Origin of the sequence: Promicromonospora sp. NPDC090134 (assembly GCF_044746965.1) — a bacterium.
Lineage (GTDB): Bacteria > Actinomycetota > Actinomycetes > Actinomycetales > Cellulomonadaceae > Promicromonospora.
On record NZ_JBIVCZ010000001.1, the window covers coordinates 1,007,260 to 1,019,434 of the forward strand.

Sequence of the window (12,175 nt, forward strand, 5' to 3'; positions counted from 1 at the left end):
GAGATGTTTCCCTGGCTGACCGCCCTCATCGCCTGGCCGCTGGTCGGCGCGGCCGTGGTGGGGCTGGGCGCGCTCGGTCGCTCCCGGACCGGCTCCGCGAACGCCCGCACGGGCTTCGCCCGGCCGGCGGCGCTCGCGTTCTCGCTGGTGGAGGTGGCCCTGCTCGTCGGCGCGTTCCTCGCCTTCGACACGGGCGCCGCCGGCGAGCACCAGCTCGCCGAGACCCACGCGTGGATCCCGCAGATCGGCACCTCGTACGCCGTGGCCGTCGACGGCGTCGGCCTGCTCCTGGTGGCGCTGGCCGTGGTGCTGGTGCCGCTGGTGCTGCTGGCCGCCTGGAACGAGCAGGGCCGCGACGAGGTGCGCCTGCGCCGGTTCGTCGGGCTGGTGCTGCTGCTCCAGGCGTTCATGGTGGCCGTGTTCGCCGCCCGCGACGTCTTCCTGTTCTACGTGCTGTTCGAGGCCATGCTGATCCCCGCGTACTTCCTCATCGGTGGGTTCGGGCAGGGTGCCGGACGCCGCCAGGCGGCCGTGAAGTTCCTGATGTTCAGCCTGGGCGGCGGGCTGATCATGCTCGCCGCGGTGATCGCCCTGTACTTCCTCGCGGTCGGCGCGGGCGTCGACCCGAGCAAGGCGTTCCTCGTGGACGAGCTGGTCGGCGTGAACCTCGGCACCATCGCCGAGCGCCTCATGTTCATCGGGTTCTTCATCGCCTTCGCGATCAAGGCCCCGATGGTCCCGGTGCACAGCTGGCTGCCCGACGTCGCGGGGAACGCCACCCCCGGCACGTCCACCCTGCTGATCTGCGTGCTGGACAAGGTCGGCACCTTCGGGATGCTGACGCTCTGCCTGCCGCTCTTCCCGGAGGCGTCCCGCTGGGCGGCGCCGTTCGTGATCGCGCTCGCCGTGATCTCGGTGCTGTACGGCGCGATCATGGCGATCATGCAGACCGACCTGCTGCGGCTCGTCGGCTGGACCTCGGTGAGCCACTTCGGCTTCATCATCCTGGGCATCTTCACCTTCACGCCGCTGGGCACCGCCGGGTCGAGCTTCATGATGCTCAACCACGGCCTCGCCACCGGCGCGCTGTTCCTGGTGGCCGGGTTCCTCGTGTCCCGGCACCCGGAGCGGTCGCAGCGCATCACGGACTACCGCGGCCTGCGGTCGGTCACGCCGGTGCTCGCCGGCACGTTCCTCGTGGCGGGCCTGGCGACGCTGTCGCTGCCCGGCCTGGCCACGTTCGTCAGCGAGATCATGGTGCTGATCGGGGCGTTCTCCGGGGCTCCCGCCGGCTCGGCCGCCTGGACCGTCGCGGCGATCCCGGGCGTGGTGCTCGCCGCGGTCTACGTGCTGCTGACCTACCAGAAGATCTTCACCGGGGCGCCGGCCGAGGGCCTGGAGGCCCTGCCCGACCTCAAGGCGCGTGAGCGCATCGTCGCGGCCCCGCTGGTGGCCGGACTCCTGGTGCTCGGCCTGGTGCCGGGCCTCGCCCTGACCTATGTGGACGCGCCGGCCCAGCAGTCGGCCGCCCTGACAGCGGTGGATGAGCCGGCGGATGCCGCGCAGATGGGGAGCGACAAGTGAACGAGTTCGTGGCACCCGAGATCGACTGGCTCGCCCTCGCCCCGCTGATCGTGGTGCTGGGCGCGGGTGTGGTCGGCGTGCTCCTCGAGGCCTTCGTCCCGGCCCGGGCGCGCCGCGTGACCCAGATCGTGCTCACCCTGGCCGCCCTGGCCGGCAGCCTCGCGTTCGTGGCGGTGCTGTGGCCGCAGATCGTGGCGCAGCCCGTCCAGGTGGTCGGCGGCACCGTGACGCTGACGCCGTTCGCGCTGGGCGCGCAGGGCATCATCGCGGTGCTCGCGTTCCTGGGCGTGCTCGTGGTGGCCGACCGCACCGCCACCGGCCAGGACGCCTTCGCGCCCACGGCCGCGGCGGTGCCCGGCACCTCGTACGAGGACCTGGCGCGGCGGTCCGGCCTGGAGCAGACCGAGATCTACCCGCTGCTGCTGTTCGCGGCGGGCGGCATGATGCTCTTCGCCGCCACCGACGACCTGATCGTCATGTTCATCGCGCTGGAGGTGCTGTCGCTCCCGCTGTACGTGCTGTGCGCCACGGCCCGTCGGCGCCGGCTGCTCTCGCAGGAGGCCGCGGCGAAGTACTTCCTGCTCGGTGCGTTCGCCTCGGCGCTGTTCATCTTCGGCGTGGCGCTGATCTACGGGTTCGCGGGCACGGTGCGGCTCCTGGAGATCGCCCAGGCGGTGCAGCAGGGCGGCCTGCCCCTGGAGGGCATGACCGGGCTGCTCGTGGCCGGCGTGCTGCTGGTGACGGTCGGCCTGCTGTTCAAGGTGGGCGCCGTGCCGTTCCACGCCTGGACGCCCGACGTCTACACCGGCGCGCCCACGCCCATCACCGGGTTCATGGCCGCCTGCACCAAGGCGGCGGCCGTCGCGGCGCTGGTCGAGGTGCTGTACCGCATCTCGATCGGCGTGCAGGCCGTCAGCCCGGAGACGATGCGGCAGCTCCAGGTGGTCATCGTGGTGGTGGCCGTCCTCACCATGGCCGTCGGCACGGTGGTCGGGTCCGTGCAGACCGACGTGAAGCGCCTGCTGGCGTACTCGTCGATCGCCCACGCGGGCTTCCTGCTGGTGGGCATCGCGGGCTTCAGCTCGCAGGTCCAGTCCTCCACGCTCTTCTACCTGCTGGCCTACGGCATCGCCACGATCGGCGCGTTCGCGGTGGTCACGCTGGTCCGGGAGCGCCGGGTCACGGCCGGGGGCGGCGAGGACAACGGTCCGGTCGAGGACGACGGCGTCGTGCTCGGCGAGGCCACGGAGATCGCGCAGTGGGCCGGCCTGGGGCGCAAGGCCCCGTGGCTCACCGCCGCGTTCGCCCTGTTCCTGCTGTCGATGGCGGGCATCCCGCTCACCGCCGGCTTCATCGCCAAGTTCGGCGCGTTCTCCGGGGCGACGTCGGGCGGCCTGTGGTGGCTCGCGGTCCTCGGCGTCATCGCGTCGGTGGTCGCCGTCGCGTTCTACCTGCGGCTGCTGGTGGTCATGGTGTTCCAGCCCGCCCCGATCACGCCGGGGGTCGAGCCCGCCGAGGGCGAGGTCCTGACGGGCGCGGCTGGTGCGGGCGAGGGCAGCGAGGGCGCGTCCGGCGGCGTCGCCACCGCGACCAGGGCGCAGGTCACAGCCGCGCAGCGGGTCGTGGTGACGGTGGTGCGGTCCCGGGGTCCGGCCGCCGTGGCGATCGCCGTCTGCGCGCTCGCGACGGTGATTCTCGGCGTTTTCCCCTCTCTGGTTCTTAATCTGGCGGCAGAGGCAAGTAAGTTCGTGCCGTGACCTCCGTACCGCTGCCGCCCCAGACGACGACGGGTACGTCGGCGTCCGCACTGCCGGCCGCTCCGACTGACCTGCCCGACCCGACCGCGCTCGGCCTGCCGATCACGGACCCGGAGCTGGCGTCCCGTCTCGCGGATCGCCTGACGGTGGTCGACGACGTGCTGTCGGACGCCGTCTCCAGCGCCGACAAGCTGGCGGACGGCGCCTCGCGGCACCTCGTCGACGCGGGCGGCAAGCGGTTCCGGCCGCTGCTCACACTGCTCACGGGTGAGCTCGGCGACGGCGCGGCCCCCGGCGTCGTCGACGCCGCCGTGGTGGTCGAGCTGACGCAGGTCGCCTCGCTGTACCACGACGACGTCATGGACTCGGCGCCGATGCGCCGGGGCGCGCCGGCGGCGCACATGGTGTGGGGCAACTCGGTCGCGATCCTCGTGGGCGACATGCTCTTCGCCCGGGCCTCGGCCCGGGTGGCGGAGCTGGGTCCCGAGGCCGTGATCCTGCAGTCCCGCACGTTCGAGCGGATGTGCATGGGGCAGCTGCACGAGACCATGGGCCCGGACGACGGCGAGGACGAGGTGGCCCACTACCTCCAGGTGCTGTCGGACAAGACGGCGTCGCTGCTGTCGACGTCGGCCCGCCTGGGGGCCATGCTCTCCGGCGCGCCGAAGGAGCAGGTCGAGGCCGTGGGCGCGTTCGGCGAGAAGGTCGGCGTCGCGTTCCAGCTCGCCGACGACGTGCTCGACGTCGCGTCGTCGGGGGAGACCTCGGGCAAGACGCCCGGCACCGACCTGCGGGAGCACGTCCCGACCATGCCTGTGCTGCTGCTGCGCCGGCACGTCGCGTCGGGCTCCGCCACCGACGACGACAAGGACCTGCTCGCGACGCTCGACGGCGACCTGTCGTCCGACGAGGTGCTGACGGCCGCCCTGCAGCGCCTGCGGGCGCACACCGTGCTCGCCGACACCCGGGAGCTGGCCGTGCGCTGGGCGCGCGAGGCGGCCGCGGAGCTCGCGCCGCTGCCGGACGGGCCGGTCAAGGAGTCGCTGGAGCAGTTCGCGCAGGCCTTGGCGGACCGGGCGGTCTGAGCCGCCACTCGAATCTACTCTAACAATGTTAGAGTAGATTCATGTACGCGGCAGAGGTGGACCACACGCTGACCCTCCCGTTGGAGGACGCGCTGGACGGCCTTGCCCGATTGCCCGAAGGTCAGTGGTTCGAGCGCAAGTCCGGTCGTGTCGACCCGAGAGATCTGGCTGTACCGCTCGTCGCCCTGGCGAACGCCGAGGGTGGTTGTGTAGTCGTCGGCTTCCACGGTGGTGTGGTTGATGGCGTGCCGCGCGCGCGGGTCAACGCCCTTCGCCAGGCGGCTCAGGACTTCACCCGGCCGGTCGTCCGCGCGCGCATCGAGGAGATCGAGCTGGCGAGTGGCGGCTGCGTCCTGATCCTGCGAGTCGATCCGGGAGAGGCGGTCCACGAGACCGTCAAGGGGGACGTGTACCTGCGCGTGGGCGACGAGTCGCGGCGGCTGGGCTTCGCGCAACGTCAGGAGCTCGAGTTCGACCGGGGTTCGGCGCCGTTCGACGGGACGCGAGCGCATGTGGGGATCGGGGACCTCGACCCTGAACAGGTGGAGGCGTACCAGCTCGCCATCGGGTCGGCGACCCCGAACGGCATGTTGCGTGCGCGGGGTCTGCTGACCGGGGACGGCGATCCGACGGTCGCTGCCTATCTCCTGTTCGCGGAATCGCCTCAGGCGCTTTACCCCAATGCGCACGTTCGCGTGCTGCGATACACCGACGTGGAGCGGGGCTCGGGGTCGAGGCTCACGCTCGACGATGACGCGGACGTGCGGTGCGAGGGGTCCATCCCGCAGCAGATCGATCGGGCCGCTCATGAGATTGAGCGGTTGCTTCCTCGCCGAAGGGCGCTGGCCAGCTCCGGCCGGTTCGCGGCGTCGGGGATCGTCCCGCGCGATGCCTGGCTCGAAGGACTGGTCAATGCGGTGCTGCACCGGTCGTACAGCATGATCGGCGACCACGTGCGCGTCGAGATCTTCCCCGACCGTGTGGAGATCTCAAGTCCTGGGCGTTTTCCCGGGATCGTCAACCCGGATCAGCCGCTCGACATCAGCCGGTACGCCCGCAACCCCCGCATCGCGCGGGTGTGCTCGGACCTCGGCATCGCTCAGGAGCTCGGCGAGGGGATCCGGCGGATGTTCGACGAGATGCGCAGTCGTGGCCTGACCGATCCGATGTACACGCAGACGCAGGGCGGAGTGCGGTTGATCCTCTCGGCGCTCGACATGTTGCCCCCGGAGATCTCTGATCAGCTCTCCCGGGGGGCGCGGCGCGTGCTCGAGGTGCTCCGCACGGCCGGGCGTCCTTTGGGCACAGGACAGGTCGCGGAGGTCGCGGAACTTGCCCGCCCGACCACCATTCGCCATCTGCAGAAGCTGCAGGAGCTTGGAGCTGTCGTGTGGGAGGGGCAGTCGTCCAAGGACCCACGAGCCGTGTGGCGCGTCCGCTGAAGATTCACCCGCACCGGGAGACCTCCTCACGTTCCGGTTGTCGGGGGCAACGGCTAGGCTGCCGCCACCGCCGTTGATCAAGACTTGAGGAAGACCTGTGCCCGGATTGAAGGTGCCGACGCGCTCGGCCGTCTCCGGCGGCGTCGTCGCCGTCTTCGCAGGGGCGCTGATCCTGCTCTCCGTGCTGCAGCAGGGCGAGTCCACCGCCGAGGTCAACCTCGACGACTCCGGCGTCTGGGTCACCAAGACGTCAGCGGGGCTGCTCGGACGGTTCAACGACGAGGCGCAGGCGTTGGACGGCACGCTGCTGTCCGGCTCCTCGACGTTCGACGTGCAGCAGGCCGAGTACCGGGTGCTGATGACGGACGCCGGCACCGCCACGGCAAGCCCCGTCGACCCGGCGCAGCTCGTCCTGGGCGGCACCATGACCGCGCCCGCCGGCGCGGTCATCGCGTCCGGCGGGCACACCGCGGCGGTGCTGGACCCGGAGGACGGCCGGCTGTGGGTGCTCCCGTTCGAGGCCGCCGTCCAGTTCAGCGCGACCGACCTGGAGCCGACGGCGGTGCTCGGGCCGGGCGCCCGGATCGCCGTCGCGACGGACGGCACGGTCTTCGGCGCCGCACCCGCCAAGGGCCGGCTCGCCACCGTGCTGACGACCGGCTCGGGCACCGTGGACACGGTGACGGACGCAGAGCTGCCGGTCGACAAGGACGCCGAGATCGAGGTGACCGCCGTCGGTGACCGGCCGGTGGTCCTGGACCGCAGCGCGGGCACGCTGGTGCTGCCCGGCGGCGCCGTCGTGGAGCTGGCCGACGGGGCAGAGGCCCGGCTCCAGCAGCCGTCGGCAGAGGCCGACGTCGTCGTCGTGGCGACGACGAAGGGCCTGGTCACCCAGCCGCTCCGTGGCGGCAGCTCCACCACCCGGGTGGGGCAGGGCACCCCGGCGGCGCCCGTGCAGCTCGGCGGCTGCACGTTCGGCGCCTGGTCGGGCACCGGGCGCGTGGTCCGGGACTGCGAGGGTACGGACCTCGACGTGGACGAGCTGCTCGAGGGTGCGGACGGCGAGCTCGCCTACCGGGTCAACCGCCAGGTGATCGTGCTGAACGACGTCGCGTCGGGCACGCTGTGGATGGCCGCGGACGACTTCGAGAAGGTCGACGACTGGGATCTGAAGATGCCCGAGGACGCCGAGGGCGAGAAGACCGAGTCGGAGACCACCACGCCCGAGATGGTGGACCAGTTCGTCGCGCAGCGGGACAAGCCCAACCGGCCGCCCACGCCGAAGGACGACTCGATCGGGGTCCGGCCGGGCCGGACCACCGTGCTCGACGTGCTGGGCAACGACCTCGACCCCGACGGCGACGTGATGACGGCGTCGATCAAGGAGCCCGCCGGCAAGGTGGCCGGCGCGGGGGCCTCGGACATCTCGGTGGACCGTGTGCTGGACGGCGCGGCGCTCCAGGCGAACGTGCCGGAGACGGCGACGGGCAGCACCACCTTCACCTACACCGTGGACGACGGCCGTGGCGGCACCGCCGACGCGAAGGTGCAGGTGCGCGTGGTGCCGCTGAGCGAGAACGAGGCGCCCGCACCGAAGGGCGAACCGGTGCTGCGTGTCGCGCAGGGCGGGGACGCGTCGATCAAGGTGCTCCCGTTCTGGCGTGACCCTGAGGGCGACGACCTCGTGCTGTCGAGCGCCGCCACCGCGGACCCGATGGACGAGGTGCGGTTCCGCCCGGACGGCACCGTCGAGTTCCGCGACGGCGGCACCACGACGGGCCGCAAGATCGTCGACCTCACGGTGTCGGACGGGCTGGACCAGGTGGGCGAGGGCAGGCTGCTCGTCGACGTGATCGCCACGCAGGAGCCGCCGGTCGCCGTGGCCGACCACGTGACCGTCCTGGCCGGCGACCCGGTCACGGTCCAGCCGCTGCGCAACGACTCCGACCCGAACGGCGACCGGCTGCGACTGGTCAGCGTCTCCGAGCAGGAGCCGGCCACGATCACGGAGAACTACGCCGCGGGGACCTTCCGGTTCGTGAGCCAGGAGCCGGGCAGCTACGACATCACCTACCAGGTCAGCGACGGCCCGGGCTCGACCATGGGCCTGGTGCGGGTCGACGTGCTCCCGCCGCCCGACGCCGCGGGCCCGCCCGTGGTCGTGGCCGACACCGTGCTGCTCCCGGCGGGCGGCTCGGCGCGCGTGGACGTCCTCGCGAACGACTCCGACCCGGGCGGCGGCGTGCTGGTCGCGTCCTCGGTGCAGGCCGAGGCGGGCGTCACCGCCGTCGTGCTGGACCACCACGTGCTGCGGGTCGCCGAGACCGAGCGCCTGGACCGGCCCGTGACACTGCGGTACACCGCTTCCAACGGCACGGAGACCGCCGTCGGCCAGGTGCGGGTGGTGCCGATCGCCGCGCCGACCGAGCTGCGCCCGCCCGAGGCCGCGGTGGACGAGGCGACCGTGCACACGGGCGACATCGTGACCGTCCCGGTGCTGAAGAACGACTCCCACCCGGACGGGCTGGAAATGAAGCTCACGCCCGAGCTGGTGGAGGAGCCGGACGTCGGCGAGGCCTTCGTGTCCGAGGACACGGTGCGGTTCCGCGCCGGCTCCGAGGCCGGCACGGCGCACCTGGTCTACGAGGTGCGGGACAGCAACGGCCAGAAGGACTCCGCGCAGGTCACGATCAACGTCACCGACACCCTGGAGAACGCGGCGCCGCAGCCGCCGGACACCACGGCGCGCGTGCTCGCGGGCGCGGTCACGCGGATCCCGCTGCCGCTCGACGGCAGCGACCCGGACGGCGACTACGTGACGCTCGGCGGCCTGTCGGCTCCGCCGTCGCAGGGCACCGCCCGGGTCGTCGACGGGTTCCTCGAGTACGAGGCGTCTCGGGACGCGGCGGGTGCGGACGAGTTCCGGTACGCCGTGACGGACACGCGCGGCGCCACCGCCGAGGGCACGGTCGCGGTGGGCGTCGCGCAGCCGCCGGGGGTCAACCAGCCGCCCACCGCGGGCGACGACGAGACGCTCGTCCGGCCCGGCCGCGACGTCGCGGTGGACGCCCTGGCCAACGACTCCGACCCGGACGGCGACCAGGTGGGCCTGGTGCCGAGGTCGTTCGAGGGTGCGGAGGGGCTCGACCCGGAGGTCGTCGACGACCAGGTCGTCGTCACGACGCCCCGGGACGAGGGGACCCAGACCTTCTACTACGGCATCGAGGACACGTACGCGGCCCGCGCCACCGGCGCGATCACGGTCCAGGTCGCCAAGGACGCGCCCCTGCTGCGCCCCGTGGCCCGCGACGACGTGGTCCCGCCCACCGACGTCACCTCCGACACCGTGACCGTGGACGTGCTGGGCAACGACACCGACCCCGACGGGGTCGCGAGCGACCTGACGGTCGCCGTCGTCGGCGACGACGGCGAGCAGCCCGACGGCGTCACGCTCGGCGAGGGCGGCGCGGTGACGGTGGCGCTCACCGAGGACCCGCAGGTGCTCACCTACACCGTGACCGACCTGGACGGGCTGACGGCGAAGGCGTTCGTGCGGGTGCCGCGGGACGGTTCGCTGCCGCACCTGAGGCAGCCGGTCAAGGCGCTGCGGACGTTCGCCGGCGAGACGCTGGAGATCGACATCGCCGACCACGTCGAGGTGGCCGACGGGCACGAGCCGCGGTTCACGGTCGAGGAGAAGGTGTCCGCCGTCGAGGGCGCCCGTGAGGTCACCGGCCCGACCACGCTCACGTTCACGTCGGACGAGGACTACGTGGGCCCGGCCTCGGTCACCTTCGAGGTGACCGACGGCGACGGCCCCGACGACCCGGAGGGCCGGACCGCCGTGCTCACCCTCCCGATCGACGTGCGGGCCAGCCGCAACCAGCCGCCCGAGATCAAGGGGACGGCGCTGCTCGAGGTCGCCGCGGGCGAGGAGGCGGCGCTGGACCTGTCGCGCGTCGCGGTGGACCCGGAGGGCGACCCGCTGACCGTCGCGATCACCGGCGGGGCCGAGGGCATCACCTTCGGCACCGAGGGTTCGACGGTCCTCGCGCAGGCCCAGGCCGCCGTGCCCAAGGGCACCCGGGTCACCGTCCCGTTCACGGTGTCCGACAGCGGGCACCCGCCCGTCGCCGGGGACCTCGCCGTCACGGTCGTGGCCTCGACCCGGCCGCTCGCGCGCGCCAACCCGGACGAGGTGCGCGACGCGCACCAGGGCGAGGCCGCCACGGTGGACGTGCTGGCCAACGACGCCAACCCGTTCCCGCAGGAGCCGCTCCAGGTGGTCGGCGCCGTGGTCGAGACGGGCGAGGGCTTCGCCGAGGCGACGGGCGACATGGTCGTGGTGACGCCGTCGGACGACTTCGTGGGCGCGATGGTGGTGCGGTACCGGGTGGCGGACGCGACCGCGGACGTGAGCCGTGAGGTGGAGGGGACGGTCCGGCTGACCGTGCTGGGCCGGCCGGAGGCGCCCCGCGCCCCGCAGGTCGAGGAGGTGCGGTCCGGCACCGTCGTGCTGGCGTGGGACCCGCCGTCGGACAACGGCGCCGAGATCACCGGGTACACCGCCCGGTCCGGCAAGGGCGACGTCACCGAGTGCCGGTCGACGACGTGCACCGTCACCGGCCTCAAGAACGACGTGGTCTACAACTTCACCGTCACGGCCACCAACGAGGTGGGGGAGTCCGACCCGTCCGGGCCGTCCGAGGACGCCCGGCCGGACGAGAAGCCCGACAAGCCGGAGCCGCCGTCGCTGACGTTCGGCGACTCGTCGCTCGCGGTCTCGTGGAAGAACCGGGCGTACACCGACCGGTCCCCGATCGAGTGCGTGAACCTGGAGATCAGCCCGGCCCCGGCCGACGGCGTGATCCAGAAGTCCTGCGTCACCGGCACCCGGATCGTGTGGGACGGCCTGGCCAACGGCACCGCCTACACGGTGACGGTGCAGGCCGTGAACGCCGCGCCGGACCCCTCGGACTGGAGCGACGCCTCCGCGCCGGAGACGCCCGCCGCGCCGCCGGCCCAGCCCGCGGCCCCGACCGCGCAGCGGGTGGACAACGCCCTCGGCGGGCAGATCACGGTCGCGTGGACCGAGCCGGCGAACAACGGCGACGCGGTGGAGAAGTACTACCTGGACGTCTTCGAGGACGGGGCCAAGGTCGAGACCCAGACGGTGACGGGGACCTCGCGCGTCGTCTCGGGGCTGTCCGCCGAGGCGTCGTACACGTTCGCGGTCACCGCGGAGAACAAGGCGGGGAAGTCCCCGGCCAGCGACCGGTCGGCCGCGCAGGTGCCGTACGGGCAGCCGCTGGTCCCGGGCACGCCGACGGCGGCGCTCGGCTCCACCACGAGCGGCCAGGCCGACGTGCGCTGGAGCGGCATCGCGTCGGACGCGTTCCGCGGGCCGGGGCACCGGTACGAGGTGCTGGCGAACGGCGGCGGCACGCCGGCGAACGCCGGGACCGCGACGTCGTACACCTTCAGGAACCTCGCCAACGGCACGGCGTACCGGTTCCAGGTGCGCGCCTGCAACCAGTACACGTGCTCGGCCTGGACCGCGAGCTCCGGCGCCGTGACCCCGTACACGACACCGGGCGCACCGGGCGTGAGCTGGACGCTGCGCTCGTCCTCCGAGGGCCGGTTCACCGTGTCGCCCCCGGGCAGCGACGGCGGCCGGGCCGTGGAGTCGATCCGGTACCGCGTCAACGGCGGCGGCTGGCAGAGCATGTCCGCGTCCGGCGGCAACGTCGACGTCGGGCCGGCGTACAACACCAGCTACAGCCTGGAGGCGCAGGCCTGCAACGCGGCCGGGTGCGGCACCACGGCGTCGGGCAGCGGGCGGACCAACTCGAACCCGGCCAACCGCTCGTTCACCATCTCCAAGGGTGCCGACGGGTCGACGTCGTCCGGCTGCCGTCAGGGCGCGGCATGCCGGTGGATCAACATGAGCATCACCGGGTGGGAGCCGAACACGGCGTTCACCATGCGGTGCCTGTCCACCGAGCACGACTCCGCGGGCCAGGTCTACTTCCCCCGGTACGAGCAGGGCAACTGGTGGGGTCAGGCCTGGGGCGTGCCGCTGCGGACGGACGGCAACGGCAACTGGTCGGGGCAGACCGACTGCATGCACGGCTACACGGGTGAGTACACGTGGATCGAGACGCAGGAGCTGGGGGAGTCGAACCACCTGCTTTGGTAAATCGATGGAATCACGCCGACACGGTCGCGACACTCCGGCCGCTTACCAGACGAACTCCTACAATCTGGACGGGCGGCATGGGTAGTCCTGCCCACTGAAATTCCACGA

General features: G+C 72.4%; 5 protein-coding genes. All 5 read left to right on the plus strand.

Going from position 1 to position 12,175, the window contains the following annotated elements; genetic code table 11:
- Window positions 1–3: 3 nt before the first annotated feature.
- Window positions 4–1,584, plus strand: coding sequence for an NADH-quinone oxidoreductase subunit M (locus tag ACIPN7_RS04370; protein ID WP_400538338.1), 1,581 nt, complete (start codon window positions 4–6; stop codon window positions 1,582–1,584).
- The gene (gene nuoN, locus ACIPN7_RS04375; protein ID WP_400538341.1) at window positions 1,581–3,341 is read left to right on the plus strand and encodes an NADH-quinone oxidoreductase subunit NuoN; all 1,761 of its coding nucleotides are present in this window, start codon (window positions 1,581–1,583) and stop codon (window positions 3,339–3,341) included. The genes ACIPN7_RS04370 and nuoN overlap by 4 nt, the downstream gene beginning before the upstream one ends.
- Window positions 3,338–4,426 carry a polyprenyl synthetase family protein gene (locus ACIPN7_RS04380; protein WP_400538343.1) on the plus strand — a complete coding sequence of 363 codons (1,089 nt, stop codon included), beginning with the start codon at window positions 3,338–3,340 and terminating at the stop codon, window positions 4,424–4,426. The genes nuoN and ACIPN7_RS04380 overlap by 4 nt, the downstream gene beginning before the upstream one ends.
- Window positions 4,427–4,467: 41 nt before the next feature.
- Window positions 4,468–5,868 carry an ATP-binding protein gene (locus ACIPN7_RS04385; RefSeq protein WP_400538346.1) on the plus strand — a complete coding sequence of 467 codons (1,401 nt, stop codon included), beginning with the start codon at window positions 4,468–4,470 and terminating at the stop codon, window positions 5,866–5,868.
- 97 nt (window positions 5,869–5,965) lie between these two features.
- Window positions 5,966–12,067: an Ig-like domain-containing protein gene (locus tag ACIPN7_RS04390; RefSeq protein ID WP_400538349.1), complete on the plus strand. Its 6,102-nt coding sequence runs from the start codon at window positions 5,966–5,968 to the stop codon at window positions 12,065–12,067.
- The last annotated feature ends 108 nt before the right edge of the window (window positions 12,068–12,175 follow it).